Source organism: Chryseotalea sanaruensis (genome assembly GCF_003990915.1).
Taxonomy (GTDB): domain Bacteria; phylum Bacteroidota; class Bacteroidia; order Cytophagales; family Cyclobacteriaceae; genus Chryseotalea; species Chryseotalea sanaruensis.
Genome location: NZ_BHXQ01000001.1, coordinates 614627 through 634495 on the forward strand (window position 1 = coordinate 614627; position 19869 = coordinate 634495).

Annotated in this window: 17 protein-coding genes; 5 read left to right on the forward strand and 12 right to left on the reverse strand. The window is 39.9% G+C overall.

What is annotated here, in order from left to right; genetic code table 11:
* Positions 1-2: 2 nt before the first annotated feature.
* The 10 genes from SanaruYs_RS02510 to SanaruYs_RS02555 all read right to left on the reverse strand — a co-directional run bounded on the left by SanaruYs_RS02510 (position 3) and on the right by SanaruYs_RS02555 (position 11896).
* Entirely contained in the window at positions 3-944 is a 942-nt protein-coding gene (locus SanaruYs_RS02510) for an FAD:protein FMN transferase (RefSeq protein WP_246011817.1), read from the reverse strand.
* Positions 941-1372, reverse strand: coding sequence for a thioredoxin family protein (locus tag SanaruYs_RS02515; protein ID WP_127120926.1), 432 nt, complete (start codon positions 1370-1372; stop codon positions 941-943). The genes SanaruYs_RS02510 and SanaruYs_RS02515 overlap by 4 nt, the downstream gene beginning before the upstream one ends.
* An 89-nt stretch (positions 1373-1461) precedes the next feature.
* Positions 1462-2643: a DUF3570 domain-containing protein gene (locus tag SanaruYs_RS02520; protein WP_127120927.1), complete on the reverse strand. Its 1182-nt coding sequence runs from the start codon at positions 2641-2643 to the stop codon at positions 1462-1464.
* A gap of 49 nt (positions 2644-2692) precedes the next feature.
* A complete protein-coding gene (locus SanaruYs_RS02525) occupies positions 2693-3817 on the reverse strand; it encodes an efflux RND transporter periplasmic adaptor subunit (protein WP_127120928.1) in 1125 nt (374 codons plus the stop codon).
* A 2-nt stretch (positions 3818-3819) separates the two neighbouring features.
* Positions 3820-5052, reverse strand: a complete 1233-nt coding sequence (locus SanaruYs_RS02530) for a TolC family protein (RefSeq protein WP_127120929.1) — start codon at positions 5050-5052, stop codon at positions 3820-3822.
* On the reverse strand, positions 5049-8753 hold the full coding sequence (locus SanaruYs_RS02535; RefSeq protein ID WP_127120930.1) for an efflux RND transporter permease subunit: 3705 nt from the start codon (positions 8751-8753) through the stop codon (positions 5049-5051). Before SanaruYs_RS02535 ends, SanaruYs_RS02530 begins: the two co-directional genes overlap by 4 nt.
* A gap of 63 nt (positions 8754-8816) precedes the next feature.
* Positions 8817-9197: a hypothetical protein gene (locus SanaruYs_RS02540; protein WP_127120931.1), complete on the reverse strand. Its 381-nt coding sequence runs from the start codon at positions 9195-9197 to the stop codon at positions 8817-8819.
* A gap of 133 nt (positions 9198-9330) precedes the next feature.
* Entirely contained in the window at positions 9331-10290 is a 960-nt protein-coding gene (gene egtD, locus SanaruYs_RS02545; RefSeq protein WP_127120932.1) for an L-histidine N(alpha)-methyltransferase, read from the reverse strand.
* A gap of 9 nt (positions 10291-10299) precedes the next feature.
* Entirely contained in the window at positions 10300-11442 is a 1143-nt protein-coding gene (egtB, locus tag SanaruYs_RS02550) for an ergothioneine biosynthesis protein EgtB (RefSeq protein WP_127120933.1), read from the reverse strand.
* 172 nt (positions 11443-11614) lie between these two features.
* Positions 11615-11896 carry a DUF427 domain-containing protein gene (locus SanaruYs_RS02555; protein WP_127120934.1) on the reverse strand — a complete coding sequence of 94 codons (282 nt, stop codon included), beginning with the start codon at positions 11894-11896 and terminating at the stop codon, positions 11615-11617.
* 289 nt (positions 11897-12185) lie between these two features.
* On the opposite strand from SanaruYs_RS02555, the gene SanaruYs_RS02560 reads away from it, so the two are divergent.
* The 4 genes from SanaruYs_RS02560 (at position 12186) to SanaruYs_RS02575 (ending at position 16632) form a co-directional block, all read left to right on the forward strand.
* Positions 12186-13583 carry an ATP-binding protein gene (locus SanaruYs_RS02560; RefSeq protein ID WP_127120935.1) on the forward strand — a complete coding sequence of 466 codons (1398 nt, stop codon included), beginning with the start codon at positions 12186-12188 and terminating at the stop codon, positions 13581-13583.
* A 2-nt stretch (positions 13584-13585) separates the two neighbouring features.
* Positions 13586-15247 carry a response regulator gene (locus tag SanaruYs_RS02565; RefSeq protein WP_127120936.1) on the forward strand — a complete coding sequence of 554 codons (1662 nt, stop codon included), beginning with the start codon at positions 13586-13588 and terminating at the stop codon, positions 15245-15247.
* Positions 15248-15299: 52 nt separating this feature from the next.
* Entirely contained in the window at positions 15300-15569 is a 270-nt protein-coding gene (locus SanaruYs_RS02570) for a UBP-type zinc finger domain-containing protein (RefSeq protein WP_127120937.1), read from the forward strand.
* A 142-nt stretch (positions 15570-15711) separates the two neighbouring features.
* The gene (locus tag SanaruYs_RS02575; RefSeq protein WP_127120938.1) at positions 15712-16632 is read left to right on the forward strand and encodes a bestrophin family protein; all 921 of its coding nucleotides are present in this window, start codon (positions 15712-15714) and stop codon (positions 16630-16632) included.
* A gap of 4 nt (positions 16633-16636) precedes the next feature.
* Here the strand turns inward: SanaruYs_RS02575 and SanaruYs_RS02580 are convergent, their stop codons facing one another.
* A complete protein-coding gene (locus SanaruYs_RS02580; protein ID WP_127120939.1) occupies positions 16637-17344 on the reverse strand; it encodes a DUF3307 domain-containing protein in 708 nt (235 codons plus the stop codon).
* Positions 17341-17979: a transcriptional regulator gene (locus SanaruYs_RS02585; RefSeq protein ID WP_246011818.1), complete on the reverse strand. Its 639-nt coding sequence runs from the start codon at positions 17977-17979 to the stop codon at positions 17341-17343. The genes SanaruYs_RS02580 and SanaruYs_RS02585 overlap by 4 nt, the downstream gene beginning before the upstream one ends.
* A 446-nt stretch (positions 17980-18425) precedes the next feature.
* Here SanaruYs_RS02585 and SanaruYs_RS02590 point away from each other — a divergent pair, with 446 nt between their 5' ends.
* Positions 18426-19856, forward strand: coding sequence for an alpha-L-fucosidase (locus SanaruYs_RS02590; protein ID WP_127120940.1), 1431 nt, complete (start codon positions 18426-18428; stop codon positions 19854-19856).
* Positions 19857-19869 lie beyond the last annotated feature (13 nt).

Sequence of the window (19869 nt, forward strand, 5' to 3'; positions counted from 1 at the left end):
AATTATGAGAGCTTAATATTTTTCGAATGAAATACCTGATCATGATCATCGATAATGATGCAGGCAATGTCTTTTAACTGATCAATCAGATACAATCCTTTTTTTACACCCATCACTGTAATGGGAGTAGCCATAGCATCTGCCAGCTCAGCGCTTTTGCAAATGATAGTTGTGCTTTTTATGCCGTGTACTGGATATCCTGTACGGGGATCGATATTGTGTGAGTACTTCTTACCATCAATAATCACAAACTTCTCGTAGTTGCCGGAGGTAGCAATTGAGGCATCCTTTAATTCAAGTGAAGCGAAAGGCATATGTTTGTTTTGTGGATCGGCAATACCCACTGTCCAGTTTTTTCCGTCAGGCTGGGTTCCCCAAACAGTTAAATCGCCAGAGGCATTTACAATTCCGCTCACAACGCCTGATTGTTGCAAAACATGCTTGGCACGATCTGCTGCATAACCTTTTCCTATACCACCAAAACCTATGCGTGTGCCAATTTGCTTCACGAATACGGTTTGATTCTCCTTGTTGAGAATGACGTGCTGGTAACCAATTCGATTTACAGCATTTTTGGCATCTTCTGGTTTAGGCAAGCTTTTCATTTGCGTATCAAAATTCCAAAACCGCTTATCCAGAGATCCATAGGTAATATCAAAAGCCCCTTGTGTAAGCCTCGAAATTTTCAGACTTCTTTCAATCAGGTCAAACACTTCACGATCTACGGCAACCGGTTTTATGCCTGCCTGTTCGTTAATCTGATTTGTCTGACTGGCTGCATCAAATGTGGTGAGTAGTTTTTCAATCCGCTGTATTTCTGCAATGGCCTTTTCAATAACATGCATGGCTTGTTCTTCATCTTCTGCAACAACCGAAATTTCGAAGCGGTTGCCCATCAGGCGCGTTACTTTGTTGAATACTTTTGAAGCCATGGTCACACTCATGGATTAATTGTTTTCCTGAGTTCACTGAGTACTTTGTCCTGACTGGCAAAAACGTAACCATCCCACGTTTTAATAATACTTCCATCTGAACGTAATAGTAGTGTGTAAGGAAATTTGCCTTCAGGATTGTACCGCTCAGCAAGCTTTTCATTGTGCAAAATCTGTTCTTTCGGGAGTTGATTTTTTTTACTTCTCGGAAAGTCTGCACGTACTAATATTAATTCCTGACTAGCCAACTCATCAAAATCGGCTGACTCAAATACTTCCTGTTTCATCTTAATACAGGGAGCACACCAGTCCGAACCGGAGAAGTTGAGCAGGATAAGCTTTTGCTCTTGTTTGGCTTTTAATTGTGCTTCTTCAAAATTTGTAAACCATATTCCGGAAAAGATACTGGTGAAGAAAAGAAAACTGAAGATGACTTTCATGTGTTATTTTTTATTTTTTAGTTTGGTCACATGGAATATCCAAAAAATTAACGCCTATGTGGATGCACCAAGTGCATGGATATTTCATATTATTTTATTTTGATAAGAATGGCAACTGTATTAGCTGTAAGACCGGTCGATCGCGTGTAATGTCCATAACGTAATTCCAGGGCATTTGCTTTAGATATGCCCAGTATGCCTCCGGGTGGAGATAAGCGGATACCCATACCCATCAGCTGACTGCTTAGCGTTGATAAATCATAATCACTGGTGTAGTAGACTTCATCCAGACTATGTTCCTGATAGGGTGCAAAATACTTCACACCTTGCTGGGTATAGTAGCGGTAAAAGGGACTTAGTGAGAAGAAAGGTGTTATTTTAATGGGCGTTTCAATATCAAAGGTATGGGCCTGAAGTCCCCAACTGTCCTGATAGTAACGGTAATAACTTCTGAGGATGAACCGGTCGCCAGCAAAATAATGAACGCGTAGCGCTACAGGAAATTTAAATCGTTGATCGGGTAAGTTTTCAATCTGGTGCGATCCATTATTGAAATAAGTTCGGTGATAGAGCGTAGCCAGTTGACCTGATTGATAAGCGAAATCAGTTAACAATAACAACTGCATGCGTTTGGAAACAATCTGACTAAGGGTAAATGAGGTACTGTAAGAGTTACGCGGTTCTTTCTTATCCCTTCGGTTTGTTGATCGAAGTTCAATAGGAAGAATCACAGACCATGTATCCAGAAAAGCCTGTGCCTTTACAGCAAACTCCCGGTTTTTATCTTTAGACAATTTGCTCCAACCGGCACCAATACCTTTTGAGAGATAATCATACTCTGTTGAAACAGAACCTACAATACTATAGCTTGTTCTTTTTTGATCATTAGTTACTGAGTAAGTGATGGAAGGATAAACACGAACGTCACTTGTCGAAGCAGAAGAGATGGTATAAGGATCAATTTTATCTGATGAAGCAGATGTGTAAACATCTACCCCAAATTCACCAATGAGTGTGTGCTTGCGTTTTCTGCTATCGTAGGTTGAAAGTTTAACGTCCAGCGTAGTACCCAAATCAGTCAGTTTTTCTGTTCCGATTCCGCCAGTTACTGCAGAGTTATTACCTTCTTGATGATAGTAGCTGGATACAAAATTTACTTCTTCTAGCTTTAATTTGCGCAGGGTATAACGGCTGCTGTCGTTGGTATGTTGAGCGAAAGAAAAAAGGGTTTGAAAGAAGATGAACAGGGCAGCAAATGTGATGCGAAGCATAGTCGAAACTTTTAATAAAGGTGATTATTGATTCTGAAGGAATTCTGAATTACTCATCCCCAGTATTTTTTAAGAGCCCCAGAAGCTGAAAAACCCCCTTAATAACAAATTTCTGATCAGCCTGATTTTTGTCAGCTAAACTGATCATTACCTTATCCTGACTGTTTTCTACTATTGTGAGCACAATAGCCTGGTATCTGTCTGGTCCCAATTCAATAAAAGCATAATCCTTTCCTTCATAATGAATAATGGCTTCTGCTGGTAAGGTTATGCCTGAGCGTTGACCAACATCAATAGTTGCTGTTACATAACTTCCGGGTATAAAGCTCTCATCTTCTTTAACAAGATGGCAATGCACTTGTATGGTTCTGTCTTCACCGATAGATTTGCCAATCAGGAACACATTGGCTAGTACTGATTCTTGAAAAGCCGGACTGCTCAACATAACCTTTTGCCCTTCTTTAATTTTTGAAATATCTGCTTCAAAAATTTTAAGTTCAGCGTGTATATGTTCCATATTAACTAATTCGAAAAGCACTTCTGTTTCCTGAACATAACGTCCGGCATTCACCATCACTTTTGTAATGTAGCCGTTGCTTGGTGCAAGTAATTTGATAGTCGGTTGTATGTTGCCCTGCTGAAGGGCGGGAATGGAAATATGCGCCAGTTGTAACATAGCTTCGAGTCCTGCCACCATCGCTTTGGTTCCTTCATAGTTGGCCTTTGCTTGCTGCGCTGTTTTCAGGGCATTGGCATTTTGTTGCTGCAGTTCTTCCTGCCTTATATATTCAGCCTCAAGATATGCCAATTGGCTTCTTTTCTCGAGGTAGTCTTGTTGCAGTTTAATGTAATCAGGGTGTTCTAATATTGCCAGTACTTCGCCCTTCTTTATCTTCATGCCTTGCAACATGTTTGTACTTTTTACAAAGCCACCCAGTGGAGCCATAATGGATACAATGTTTTGCGGGGGCACATCCAATTGACCTCTTGCTTCGAGACTCTCTTTTAAAATAGTACTGTCTGCTTTTCCAACTTCAATTTTTAAACTGACAGCCTGTGCGGGAGTCAGTTGTAATACATTTTGCACTACTGTTTTTTCCTCCGCCAATTGTATCTCCTGCTTACAAGCGCCAAGACTTATTAAAATGAGTAATAGTATGCTTGAATTTTTCATGATTAATAATTGCCTGTTAAATGCTCAAGTTGTGTGACGTTCTGATGGTAATGAAGTAGTGCGAGAAGATAGGCTTCCTGCACACTGAGTTCCTGCTGACGGTGCATGGACAGATTTATAAAGTCAATGTCACCTGCTATAAAGGCTTTCATACTTTGCGATGTCAATTGTTTTACCGTAGGTAAAGCATATCGTTTGTAGTAGTCAATTGTACTTTTATCTTTTTGAATGGATCGGATCAACTTTTCATAACCAATACCAATGTTTAAGCTGGTATTGGCATCTTGTTGCCTGGCTATGTCTTCCTGAATTTTAAGAGAGCGGATTTGTCCTCGCGTATTGAAGTATAGTACAGGTATCGATAGCCCTATTTGCAAACCTTGAAATCTTTTGCTGCCATCGAAGTACTGATCCTGACCATTGATATTTTGAGTACCAATTAAGGTTTGGCTAAAATAACCCAGCCGAAGATCGGGGAGAGCCCGGGCCGCTTCCAGTTTTCTGGCTTCAACTGCCAGTGTTATATTCGCAGCGGATAATGCTTTCTCCGGGTTATTGTCCAGATTGATTGTATCGATTAAAGGCACTGGCAATTGTTCGATTAAACCACTGATGTCGAACTGATAATCAACTCCGCAAAGTAATTGAAGCCGGGCTTGCGCGGATTGCAAATCCTGCAAGGCCATGCGCCACTCGTTACTTATTTGTTGCTGCTGACTCTCCGCAGAAAGTTTGGTGAGTTCACTTTTTTCACCTGCTTTGTATTGATAATTGGCGATTTCAGCTGTACGCTTTAATAAGCTATCCTGTCGGAGTAAAGCATCAGCTCTTGCCTTCAGGTAAAGCATTTCAGTCATCAGCAGGCGTGTTTCTAATATGCGTTGACTCAGACTCAGCGCTTCCTGCATTGTTGCTTCCTGTACGCTGGCCCTGGCAAAATTTCTTTGCCTGTAGACGACCGTTGGAAAAGGGATGCTTTGAGAAATAGTAATATTATTATCACGCTTTTGTATACTGTTGTATTGCCCCAGCGTCATAGAAAAATCCGTTTTGGGCACAACAGGCCCGCCCTTCAGAATCTGTTCCTGTTGCGACACCTTAAGACGAGCTCCAAGAAGCTCAGGATGATTTTGTTTTACAAGAGACAGCACTTCAGCTGTACTCAATACAGGAGTCTGAGCAACAGCAAACAGACTGAAAAAAAACAGTGAAGTGAAAAGGAATTGAATTTTCATGGCTTGCCTTTAGACTGTTGATATAATCGAATCAGTAGTGTGCTGCCGGAAGCATCTTTTTGCGCCAGGGCAGCGTAATCTTTTTTAAACTCTTTTCGAACAGCTTTCACAAAGACAGGATTATCTTTAAAAGCTTTTTTGATTTCACCCATGGTCAGCATTTTTATGGGTGCAGTAGCGTTTTCACTGAAAAAATAATTAATGGCAGGGCCTCCTTTGCGATGATGAATCTTGCGACTGTAGAGTACGATATCATTTGCATCTAACACCTGATAATAGCCATACCAGTTAAAAAGTCCTTTATCTCCTTCAGCGCGATACTGCTTTTCTTCTATAGCGTAAGCATAAATACTTCCATAAGGAATCACCACTTCACCTGCAGTACTGTGCATAACAAGTGTTTGCTTGTTTTTTAGCTTAAGCGCTTCACGATCATTCTCCAAAGAAATAATCTGGTCAGGTGCTTGCTTCAAAAACTGAGTTTCATTTTTAAAAATGCTTACCTGCTGATTTGTTTGAGAAAAAGCAGGGAAAGCAGATATTGTGAGTAGCAGTAAAGTGATACTCAGATACTTATTTATCCTCACTTTAATTCCTATCGATTCTGCGAGGTAATAAAGAATTGGTAACAATATCAATGTAAGCAGCGTAGCGCTTACTAATCCGCCAATAACTACAGTAGCAAGTGGTTTTTGCACTTCTGCACCACTTCCGTTTGAAAGTGCCATAGGTAAAAAACCAAGAGAGGCAACCAGCGCTGTCATTAGAACAGGTCTGAGCCTGGTGAGTGTTCCTTTCATAATTAATTCTGTTAAAGTGTTCGATTCTTCTTTTTTCAATCGGTTAAATTCAGCAATCAGCACAATGCCATTGAGCACCGCTACACCAAAGAGTGCGATGAACCCTATTCCGGCAGAGATACTAAAGGGCATGCCTCTGATCCACAAAGCGAGTATGCCTCCAATAGCAGACAAGGGAATGGCAGAGTAAATAAGGAGGCTTAGTTTTATGGAGTTAAAAGTGAAATAGAGTAAGATAAAAATGAGTAAAAGTGCAACAGGCACAGCAATAGCAAGTCTGGCTTTTGCTTCTTCCAGATTTTTAAAGGATCCACCATAGGTTACATAGTAACCTGGTGCCATGGTAAGGTCACTTTTAATGATAAGCTTAAGTTCTTCAATAATACTTTCCACATCACGTCCACGTGTTTTAAAGCCAACGACAATACGTCTTTTGGCATCATCACGCTGTATTTGATTGGGACCGGTTTCTACAACTACATCAGCTAGTTCATGCAATGGAATTTGTACACCCTCATTATTTACAATCAATATATTCTGAACATGATCTACCGATTTTCTGTGTTCGGCACTAAGTCGGATTACAACGTCAAAACGTTTTTCACCTTCAAATAGCTGACCAGACGCTTTGCCTGCAAAGGCTGTATTAATAACAGCATTTACTTCTTTCATGGAGAGTTTGTAGTAGGCGAGTCTGTCGCGTTTGATGCGAATAATGATTTGTGGTAAGCCTGTCATGTTTTCAATAAATAGACTTTCTGTTCCCTCAATTTTTGATACCAGGGAACCCACTGTGTTAGCATATTGTGTAAGCAGTTCAAGATCTTCTCCATAAATTTTAACTACTACATCTTGTCGGGCACCCGTCATGAGTTCGTTAAAGCGCATTTGTATCGGATGTTGAAAGCCAAACCATACACCGGGAACTTGCTCGTGTAAAACAGCCTGCATTTTTTCAATCATTTCATCCTTTGTGTGTGCGCTTACCCATTCCGATTTATCTTTCATAACCACCATCATGTCGGCCGCTTCAATGGGCATAGGGTCAGTCGGTATTTCGGCTGAACCAATCTTGGCTATTACTTTTTCTACTTCCGGAAAGTTTTTGAGAAGCACTGCTTCGCCTTTAAGCGTAGCATCAACAGTTGAGGTAAGACTACTGCCGGTAAGTAAGCGTGTATCGACTGCAAAATCACCTTCATCTAATTCAGGCAAGAATTCTCCACCCAGCGAGAAAAAGATCATGATGCTTACCACCAGGGCGATGGCAGCACTGAGTACAATGCTTTTTTTCCAATGCAAAGCCAGTTGTAAAGTAGGGATGTAAACTTTCTTTATTTTATCAATTAATCGATCCGACAGATTTTTCTGATGTGTGGTTTTCTTACTCAGGAAAAGGGAAGAGGCGAGGGGCACATACGTTAACGATAATAGAAAGGCTCCGGCAATGGCGAAGATTACTGTTTGCGCCATGGGTCTGAACATTTTTCCTTCTATGCCCACTAAGGAAAGTATGGGCAGATAAACGATAAGAATAATCAGTTGACCAAAAGCAGCAGCACTCATCATCTTTTTTGCCGAACCTCCAACCTGCTCATCCATTTGTCTTTGATTCAGTACACCATGAATACCGGAGATAGTCATATAATGCAGCGTTGCCTCAACAATGATGACAGCACCATCGACTATTAATCCAAAGTCAATGGCACCAAGACTCATTAAATTGCCTGAAACACCAAAAAGATTCATCATGCTTACAGCAAAAAGCATGGACAAAGGAATGACGGACGCAACCACCAAACCTGCTCGCAAGTTGCCAAGCATCAACACTAAAACAAGAATTACAATCAGGGCACCTTCTGCCAGATTTTTACTTACCGTAGCAATTGCGTTGTTTACCAGTTTAGTGCGGTCAAGAAAGGGTTCAATCACAACGCCTTCAGGCAACGCTTGTTGAATCTCTCTGATTTTATCTTTTACATTTGCAATTACCTCAGAGGAGTTCGCTCCTTTTAACATCATTACTACAGCACCTACGGTTTCACTTTCGCCATTTTGTGTCATGGCACCATAGCGCAGCGCATTCCCTAGCTGAACGAGCGCTATATCTTTAACAAGTATAGGGGTGTTGCTTTTTGCTGTGCCAACAATTACATCTTCAATATCATGGGCAGAGGTAAAAATGCCTTCGCTCCTGATAAAGTAAGCCTGATTATTTTTTTCGATGTACGCTCCACCAGTATTTTCGTTGTTTTGCGCTAAGGCATTAAAAACATCTTGCAGCGTGATATTAAAACTATTCAGCTTATCTGGATCAATGGCTAGTTCATATTGTTTAAGTAATCCACCAAAACTGCTCACATCGGCAATGCCTTTTGTACCCAGCAATTGTCGTCTTACTATCCAATCCTGTAGTGTACGCAATTGCATAAGACTATATCGGTTTTCATAACCAGGTTTAGCCTTGACGATGTATTGATAAATCTCACCTAGGCCAGTAGTAACTGGTCCTAATTCAGGCACACCAATCTCCGGAGGGATTAGCTTTTGAGCAATAGAAAGACGTTCTCCGATCTGTTGTCTGGCCCAGTATACATCGGTGTCATCAGAAAAAACCACCGTTACTACCGAGAGGCCAAAGCGCGAGAACGAACGAATCTCAATAATGCCGGGCACAGTGGCCATAGTCTGCTCCACCACAAAAGTTACTTGCCTTTCAATATCCAGCGCTGATTGAGATGGTGCTGTGGTGATGATCTGTACCTGATTATTAGTGATATCAGGCACGGCATCAATGGGCAATTGAAATAACGAATAAGTACCCCAACCTATAAGTGCCACTAAGAGTATGCCAACAATTAGTTTGTTGTGCAGGGTGAATTGTATAATAGAAGTTAACATGATAGAGAAGTAATTGTGTGATAAAGCAAGACTATTGCCTTGCACTAAACCCATTTTAATGGATCACACTTTTGGCGGTTGCCAGATATTGTTTCCATCGTTTGATGGAAGTACAAAAGAGGGTAATACAGTTTTGTCCGACTGATCAGCCGGAATTTGATTATCCGGAATTTCCTGTGTACTGACGATGGTTACCCACAAGGCATGTAAACTTATTTCGCAATTGCCTTGAAAGGGGAGTTGGTCATGCGTCTTTTGTGTCTCATGTGTGTTGGCGACATCACCATAATGTAATGACAAGAATTCAAAAAAACTGAGTGAGGACGTGCTTGCTTTATGTTCGCTAAAATGTGTCAGCAATACAGGCATACGCACCAATTGGTGCAACTCCGTAGAAGTAAAGAAATGGAGTATCAGAAATAATATGGCTGCTTGTTGTCGCATATTTAACTATACAAATCAACGAAGCAATTCTGAAGGAATTCTGAATTAGTATCTTATAGTTCTACTAAATTTTAAATTATACTGAATAAAATTTTGACTATCAGGATCTTATCATACATTGATAACTTTAATTTCAGTGTTTCATGAGTACCAGATCACTAAAATAGTGCTTACAGTCGTAATACTGATGTTCAATTGTAAGACCGCTTACTTTCGCCAATTGTTCAATCATTTGTTGATCGTATTTGATCGAAACTTCGGTGTGGATATGTTCCCAACGTTTGAACCGAACTGTTTTTTGTAAGGCTTCAAAATAAACATCTTGCTGCCGTAAGCTGACCAAATAACTTTTTGCTTCACCTGTTTCTGGATTATAGGTAGGATAATGACTGAATTGGTCAAGCATAAAATTGGCGCCTAATTCTCTGTTTAATCTTGCCAATAGGTTAATATTAAAACTTTTGGTAATGCCTTGTGAATCGTCATACGCACGCTGAATCATGCGGGGATCTTTTTTAAGATCGATACCCACAAATAAAAGGTCGTTCGCGTGCATCGATTTTTTGATGCGTAGCAGAAAAGCACCTGCTTCTGTAGCCGAAAAATTGCCAATATTGGATCCCAGGAATAGAATTACTTTTCGCTTATTTGATGAAAGATTTAGTTTTTCTAAAGCTTTATCGTAATCCCCTTGTTGTGGGAAGAAGGGTAGGTTGGGTAAGGAGGTACTCAATCGATCTTGTAACTGTGTAAGTACTGCGGCAGAAATGTCAATGGGATGATAGGTAAAGTCAGCCTGTTGTTGTGTGAAATGCTTTAGTAATATTTCTGTTTTTAATCCATCACCGGCACCCAACTCAATTAATTGAAAAGCACCTTGCTGCTGAAAACGCTTTAAAATAGCAGCAGCATTCATTTGTAAAATCTCGTATTCACATCCGGTAAGGTAATATTCAGGCATGCCCATGATTTCCTGAAAGATGCGATCACCTTGATTGTCGTAGAAAAGCCAGCTTGGTAAGGTTTTTTGTTCTTTAAACAAACCTTCTTCTACCGCTTGTGCTACCTGAGCCGATATTGTACTAAGATTCATGTTTTGTTTTTACTTTTTACAAAGGCGAATACCTGTAAACTGCCATTGCATAGATGGATGAAAGAAATTGCGATACGTTTTACGCGCATGGTTCTGAGGTGTAGCAATAGATGCACCACGCAAAACCATTTGGTTAATCATAAACTTTCCGTTGTATTCTCCCAAAGCTCCTGGTGGCTTTGCATAGCCAGGATAGGCTAGGTAGGCACTATTGGTATGCTCCCAACGCTGTCCCCACTGGAAGTGTTCAGCAGCGGCCTCCCACTCAAACTCTGTCGGTAAACGCATGCCACTCCATTCAGCGAAGGCTGCAGCTTCGTAAAAGCTAATATGTGTAACTGGTTCATCCAGAGGCAATAATTGAAGGCCACTTAATGAATAGCGATGCCATGCTCCATTCATATTATGCCAATATAATGGACTATTGATCTTCGTTTCTTGTAACCAATACCAGGCATCGCTATGCCAGTGAGTAGGATCAGCATATGCACCTGATTCAACAAAGGCGAGATATTCACGATTGGTAACTAAAGACTGCCTGATTTTAAAAGCATTAAGAAAAACCTGATGTTGTTTACCTTCATTGTCAAAGGCAAATCCGCTTCCTGCATGACCAATGTTATACATGCCACTCTCCAATTCTTTGAAGTCATGAGTTTTCTCAATTACATGAGTTTCTTTAAAATCAGTATGATATTCAGGAAAGAGCGGGTTATGCCCAAGTATAAATTTTATGTCAGTCAATAGAAGTTCTTGATGTTGTTGTTCGTGATGAAGTGCAGTTTCGATCAAAGACAATACATCTGTATCAGCTTGTGGAATAAGTTTGAGCATGTACTCATCCACGTACTCCCGATACGCCAAAATCCCATCAACCGTGGGTCTAGACATATTGCCGCGTTGAGGTCTTAAAACCCTGTCGCCCAAAGTATTATAGTAGCTATTGAAAAGAAAGGCATAACGTGGATGAAAACGTTGATAATCTTGCAGGTACTTAGCCAACAACATCTCTTCATAAAACCAAGTAGTATGTGCTAAATGCCATTTGGGTGGGCTCACATCCAGACTTGGCTGCACCACATAATCTTCACGTTGCAAAGGTTTGCAAAGCTCAACAGAATGCTTGCGTACTGTCTGGTATTGTACTATCATAGAATGAAAAGGAAAAACAAGATAATCAGGCTGTTAAGAATAAAGTATGGTTTTAATTTCTTTCTGTCCATCAATATAGCTTATCGTGAGGCTACAAAAATCTAAAAGTTCTCAAATATAGGACTTAGGCATCTGTGAACATTAGTTAAATCTATGGCATGCAATATTACAATTACTTGGTAACCTGAACCCCTTTCCAAAAAGCAACGCGTCCTTTTATTCCTTTAGCTAATTCGGAGGGCTCTGCATAATACCAAACGGCATCTTTATTCTCCTGACCATTTACTACTAAGTTATAGTAGGATGCAGTACCCTTCCATGCGCAATGCGTATGGGTATTGCTAGGAGTTAGATATTCTTGTTTAATGCTTTCGAGTGGGAAATAATGATTACCCTCAATTATAAGTGTGTCATCACTTTCCCCAATAATCTCGCCATTCCATAATGCTTTCATGTAGTATTAACCACTAAGGGAGCAAAATAGTTTAAATAACAGGCCAACAGAATCTTCTTTGGGGCTAAGGCAATGAGAAATGAAACTTTTTTGCTCAGATAATCTTTATCTATTAATATTATTAAATATTATCAATGTCCGCGAAAAGTCCTAAAATAAGAATTCACGTCATTGCGAGGGAGGCACGACCGAAGCAATCTAAGTTTTTGCAGATTGTTCCCCTTTATTTGTAATGATCAAGTGGTCAAGGACTCTAAATGGATATGCATATTAAATATTACCCCCTTACATGGTAAAAGATGTTTTTCATTTATTAAAGCAGGTACCTGAGTTTGTTAATGTTCCCGATCAACAACTTCAATGGCTGGCTTCCAATGGCACAGCCAATCATTATAAAGAAGGTGATAAGGTATTCAGCAGTGGAGACACCATTGATGGCTTTCAAATTGTAATGCAGGGCGGTGTTACACTTTTCGTTAATCAACCCAATGGCCGTAGAAATCTGGGTACGTATGAGCCCATGGAAATATTAGGTCGTCTACCTTATTCACGCATGAAAGCAGCTGTAGCTGAAGGCTTTGCAGAGGGCGATCTCATTCTTTTCTTTCTGCATAAGGATCATTTTCCGGAGTTAATCAATCAATGTCATGAGATAACAGAAGTGTTAGTGCATAACATGACGGATCGTGTGCGTGACTTCACCAAGCAACAACAGCAGAATGACAAGATGATGGCCTTGGGTAAACTTTCTGCAGGACTGGCACATGAACTCAATAATCCATCAGCGGCAGTAGTGCGCAGTGCGCAAGAATTAAAAAAGCATTTGGCACATACCCCGGAAAATTTTAAGCGTGTAATCAAAATACAGGCTGATGATGCAATAGTGGATCAGGTAACCAATTTTGTTTTTAAAAGAACACAACGCTATGGTGATGTCTCACTTTCTTTGATGCAAAAAACTGCATTGGAAGACGAGCTAACAGATTGGCTGGAGAAAACAGGGCTAGAAAACCCCTATGATATAGTTGAAACCTTCGCAGACTTCTCTATAAATACTGAAGACCTCGAAGAAATAAAGGGTTGGTTGAGACCCATTGATGTTCCTGCAGTGTTGTATTGGATTAATCAGGTGCTGACTACTGAAAAATTAGTTTCCGATATTGAGGAAGCCTCAAAACGAATCAATACGCTTGTTACTTCGGTAAAAGGCTATACGCACATGGATCAGGCAACCGAGAAGCAAGTGGCTGATATACATCCGGGTATCCGAAATACTTTAACTATGCTTAATCATAAGCTGAAAAAAAACAGCATTAAACTTGTTGAAAATTTTCAAAAAGATTTACCAAAGGCATCAATCTTCGTCAGCGAAATGAATCAGGTATGGACAAATCTGATTGATAATGCTATTGATGCAATGGAAAATACAGATGAGAGAGTACTCGAGATCAAAACTCTTCTCGATCGGGAGTTCATCAATGTCTACATCATCGATAGTGGGCCAGGTATACCCAAAGAAATACAAGATAAAATATTTGACCCGTTCTTTACGACCAAAGCCATGGGTAAAGGTACAGGTCTTGGTTTAGAAGTAGTACGACAAATTATTAATCAGCACAACGGAAAAATTGAATTGACTTCAAAGCCTGGCAGAACAGAATTTAAAATTTGCTTCCCCATTAAATAACTATGAACAAAGCTATATTAATAGCCGTAGATGATGATCCTCAAGTACTGCGTGCTGTTGCACGTGACCTGCGTAATAAGTATGGAAAGGATTATCGCATACTCAGCACTACTTCGGCCAACGAGGCATTGGAAACCTTGAAAGATTTAAAGAACAAGAATGAAGTAGTCGCTTTATTTTTGTCTGATCAACGTATGCCTGAAATGTTAGGTGTTGATTTTTTGCAACAAGCCAAAGAGTTATATCCAGACGCTAGACGTATTTTGTTAACGGCTTACTCAGACACCGATGCTGCTATTCGTGCCATTAACGATGTACAACTTGATTATTACTTAATGAAGCCCTGGGATCCGCCTGAAGAAAAATTGTATCCAGCGTTGGATGAACAGTTGGATGAGTGGATGAGTAAGCATGTTCCTGTTTTTCAAGGTATACGTATTGTCGGTTATCAATGGTCACCGCGCTCACATCAAATTAAAGATTTCTTATCAGGAAATTTAATTCCGTATCAGTGGTTGGATGTTGAGAGTAGTCCTATAGGGCAAGAGTTAGTAGAACTTAATAAGATTGATGTAAAATCATTACCTGCTGTATTTTTTGAAGATGGTGCTTTTCTATTAAATCCAGATTTGCCTACAGTAGGAGAAAGGACTGGTATGCGTGCTAAAGCATCAAAGACTTTGTATGATGTAACTATTATTGGTGCTGGTCCTGCCGGTTTAGCAGCTGCTGTATACGGTGGTTCAGAGGGCTTGAATACTTCCATGGTAGAAAAGCGTGCCCCCGGTGGACAAGCAGGTACAAGCTCACGTATTGAAAATTATTTGGGTTTCCCAAATGGTTTAAGTGGTGCAGAGTTATCGAGGAGAGCCATTTCTCAGGCTACACGTTTTGGTGTTGAGTTGCTATCACCACAAGAGGTAGTTGATATAACCATTAAAGATTCTTATAAAATTATTACGCTACGTGATGGTAGTGTAATTAATACACGAAGTGTAATTATTACAACAGGAGTGGATTATCGTTCTTTAGATGCGCCAGATATAGAGAAATTTACGGGAGCAGGCATTTACTATGGAGCCTCAACTACCGAAGCACATGCTTGTCGGGATCGTGATGTCTACATAGTTGGTGGTGGGAATTCAGCCGGACAATCTGCTATGTACCTGTCAAACTTTGCAAAAAAAGTATTTATGGTTATTCGCAAAAAAAACTTGTCGTCTACCATGTCGCAGTATCTGATTGATCAAATCAGTAACACACCTAACATTGAAGTACTCGGTGAAACCATAGTGGGGCAGGTATACGGCAACGAAAAGTTGGAGGAAATCTGTCTGGAAAATATTGTGACCAATGTACGTAGGCAAGAAAAGGCTGCTGCCTTATTTATTTTCATTGGTGCTAAACCAGTAACTGATTGGCTGAAGTTAGATATCATCAGAGACGATAAGGGATATATAGAGACTGGTCGCGATTTACTGAAGTATGATAGTTTTAAAAAAACATGGAAGCTGCCACGGGAGCCCTATTTGCTTGAGACTTGTAGTCCTGGCATATTTGCTGCCGGTGATGTAAGAGCCGGTGCTATGAACCGTGTTGCCTCTGCTGTAGGCGAGGGGGCCATGGCAATTAAGTTTGTGCATGAGTATCTGGCGGAGAATTGATATTAATTTCAAATTTCAAATTTGAAATTAATTTAAACTGTAAATTAGTGAAATGAAAGCAGTACGTTGCGAGCACCTGAGCACATTGGAAATCACTAAATTTCCTAATGATTATGTGTGTGATGCTTGTATTAAAACGGGCGATGAATGGTTGCACCTGCGTACTTGCCAGACTTGTGGTATTACTTTGTGTTGCGATTCTTCACCTAATAAACATGCTTCTAAACACGCTAAGGAAATGCAACATGCTGTAGCTATTTCTGCTGAACCGGGAGAACGCTGGGCGTGGTGCTACGAACATGAACAAATTGTAGGCTATTAAATTTGAGCAGGAGTATCAGTTGTGGAATTGAGTGAGGTTAGAAGTTCGAAACTGGAGGCTGGATGTTAGTGGCAAGAATTGTGTGGCTTGAAGCCTGAAGCGATTCTTGTAAAGGCAAAATACAGATGTTAAAAATTGAAAAATGATATTATACGAACCCAACAACAACTGGTTTAGAGATATTGGTAATCTAGCCAAAAGCTGGACTATGCAAAAAATATTAAGAGGTGTATTGCTAATCGGTATTATAGCCAGTGCGGTAAGTTTTAGCATGTATTTTTTTCAAATTGAACCAAGGTTAAATTCGAGTATCTTTTCTTTACTTGGTATAGTACTCAGTATTTTGCTAGTCTTCCGTACCAATACTGCCTACGACCGGTGGTGGGAGGGCCGCAAGCAATGGGGGAGTTTGGTTAATAATACCCGAACTTTAGCCTCGCTCTTGCAGGCAAGCCTGCCAAACAACGACAAAGAAAGCCGTTTCTATTTCGCCAAGCATATTGCTAATTTTTGCATAGCCTTAAAAGAGCACCTGCGCAAAGGAGTAAAAACAGAAGAACTGATTCACCTCGATTCAACTGAACTGAATGAGTTGAATGTCAAGCAGCATAAACCTGGTTACCTTGCAACCTTAATCTATGGTAAAATACATACGATCTATCGGGCTGGTGCCTTAACTGATGCTGACTTAATTAATGTGAAGCAACACTATTTCGCTTTGATTGATGTAATGGGAGCTTGCGAACGCATTAAGAAAACACCTATTCCATTTAGTTATTCTGTGTATATCAAAATATTCGTTTCCGTATATGGTTTGATTTTGCCTTTTGGCTTGTTTAACGATTTTGGTTTTTATGCTATACCACTTACCATGTTTATCTTCTTTGCTATGTTAGGATTAGAGTTAATGGCAGAGGAGATAGAAGAACCATTCGGTCTTGATTGCAATGACTTGCCTACTGGTGATATTGCACTCACTATTAAAAAGAATGTATTTGAGATACTGGAACAAGAATCTATAAAGGAAACGAAACCTGCTGAATTATATACGAAGGTTTTTTAAGCAGTTAGTAAGACTTATCCAGGAAATTGATAAGTAATCCGGTGCCAACCGCCAGACCAAAACTTAATAAAGTACCGATAAGCACATATTCAGTTAATTTCAATTCGCGTGAATCCTTTAAGTCACCGAAGCGGAAAACAGATTTGGCTGCGATTAAAAACCCTACAGCCTCCCAATTGTCGGTAACTACGAATGTAAAAACCAATAATCTTTCCAAAACGCCAATATATTTTCCTGCGTGTTGTAGCGAAATATTTTTTGGTTTATTACTTACAGGACTCCATTGAGATATTAATGTTTTAATAATGATGGACGCAGGCGTTGTTATAAATATAACTGCTGTAATGTATAGTAGATTTATTTTACTAAGATCAAATACTATTACGGGACTTTCGACATGATACCATACAGTTACAATGATTGCCAAGTGAAATAATTGATCCAAAACAAACCAAATTCTTTCTGTTGATTTCTTTTGGTAATGAAGTTTTACAGCGTCAATAATGCCGTGACTAAGAGTAATGGATAGGGCAGGGACCATAAAAGTAATATCCCAAACCAATAACATAATTAAAATAAAGTGGATAAGCATATGTGCATACAACTGCCATGCTTTTAGTTTCTTTTTCTCTTTCGCTTTTACCCAACTGGCTGGTTGTAAGATGAAATCACCAAGAAGATGTGTCAGCACTAATTTTATCAGCAATATCATACAGTGCGTATTAATTGTTCAACCTTTTCTCTGTACAGAATTTCAAGATCTTTTACTTCATTATAATACGCTCTCTTTTGCCTTCCACTCACTGCCGACTGTGTAATCTTTAGTTTAGTGGCCAGTTTGGTTTGTGTAATCTCCGGATTATCCAATAGCATTTTAATTAAGTCCGCAGCCCCCGTACTCCAATTATCCATGGCAATTAAAGCAAAACGAATATAGAGATTCATCTCGCGGTCAAAATCAAGCCATCTGCTTTTTACAGCCATGTTTTGTTTCTCCTGTTTCAGGTTTTCAAATTTTTCACCTGAGTAAATAAAAGCCTCACCGTTTGATTCTGTTATACTGGAAGCAGAAAAATCTTTTTCGCCTATGCCGATGGCTATTCTTACATCTGCGTTTTTAATTGTTTTTATATAAGCTTTGATACGAATCGCAGTCAATAATGTATCGGCCGGATTCTTTACCTCCAATTGAAAGCTATCCCCCCTGTATATTTCCCAGGCTTGAGGGCTTTTTCCCGTTAATGCAAGGGCTTTTTTGAGCACAGGAAGCCACTGCCTGACCTTACCACCTCTTGAGTTAATGATGTCCCCTGTAATAATGCCGGTAATTACTTTTTTTCTGACCATACAATTTCAAATGACTCTGGCATGACGCGCTTGAATGAATACTTTACTACTAGTATTAAAGATACAAATAAAATTATTATGTAAAAACCTAATATTTCAAATTATTACGCAATTACCTAATATTTTCAATTATTACATATAAACCTAATAATTATGATTGGAGGTAAAAACCTGGTGGCTTGCAGCGCAGCATAATGCTGTTTCAAAATGGCCTGCCTCGTATTATTATATAAAAGCATAATAATTGCAATTATCGCACAAAAACCGAATATGCTGAATTTTGCCTGATGTCTCTTTATCATGCACCTATTCCTTTCAATCTGCCGTGTGCTTTCCCTGAACTCACCTTGCCAGTATAGTGTTTGCTTCGCAACGAACTCAGAAGAAAATTTAACCCTGAGCAGTTATTCGTTATATAGTTTCAGGACAGACGCCTATACTTGTATATGAAATCCACAATCTTGCTCTTTCTATTTATAGCATGTTCTTGTTTGTCGTTGCTAGGTCAGGGTAATGTACATACGCAATCAAGTCAGTATCAGTGGCCGGAAGATTCTCTTGTGAAAATAAAACTGGAGAAATGGCGCGATCAGAAGTTCGGCATTATTATCCATTGGGGGCTTTATGCTGTACCCGGCATTGTGGAATCATGGACTTTATGCTCGGAAGATGTAGACTGGATAGGTCGTGACAGTTCAATAGCATATGATGATTATAAAAAATGGTATTGGGGATTGAAAGAATCCTTTAACCCCCGGCAATTTGATCCAACGCAATGGGCCAAAGCAGCCAGGGATGCCGGTATGCGTTACGTTGTATTTACGACCAAGCATCACGATGGTTTTGCCATGTTTGATACCAAACAATCTGATTTCTCTGTTGCTAACGGACCTTTTGCTGATCATCCTAAGACAGATGTGGCCAAGCATGTATTCGAAGCTTTTCGTCAGCAGGATTTTATGATTGGAGCTTATTTTTCTAAACCGGATTGGCATTCTGAATTTTACTGGTGGCCCAGATACGCTACCGCAGATCGCAATGTAAACTACGACATCAAGCAACATCCCTGGCGATGGAATCAATTTAAAACATTTACGTTTAATCAGCTCAGTGAATTGATGCACAACTATGGTGTTATTGATATTCTCTGGTTAGATGGTGGCTGGGTACGTCCGCTTGAAACGGTGAATGATGAAGTCCGCGCCTGGGGAGCCAGGATACCACCCTTCAGTCAGCACATAGATATGCCGCGCATTGCACAAATGGCGCGTAAGGCACAACCTGGTATTTTAATGGTAGACAGAACGGTGCATGGTGCTTACGAAAATTATCGGACGCCTGAGCAAAGTATACCCAAGGTAAAGTCAGATTATCCCTGGGAAAGTTGTATTACCTTAGGCAATGCCTGGGGCTATGTACCTAATGATCAATTTAAAAGCAGTACAAAAATCATTCATATATTAATTGAAGTTGTGGCGAAAGGTGGAAGTTTGTTACTGGGTGTCGGACCAGATGCACAGGGCTTATTGCAAGATGTACAAGTAAAGCGTCTGCAGGAAATAGGTAGCTGGCTTAAAAGTAATGGTGAGGCCATCTACAATACACGTACGGTCGATCAGGTGCAGGATGGAGAAACTTTTTTTACCAGGGCTAAAGACGGAACACGCTATGCCATGGTACGCTTGCAGGAAGGCACTGCGCTGCCAACTAAAATAAGCTGGTATGGAAACGCTCCTGAAAAAAATGCAAAACTCACAATGCTGAGTGAGGGCATAGCGCTTAAATGGAAACAATCAGGAGAACTTACAACTGTTGAAATACCTCCTTCACTGATTAAAAAATACAAAACTTATCCAGCCTTGGTATTTAAATACTAAGGCAAACACTATT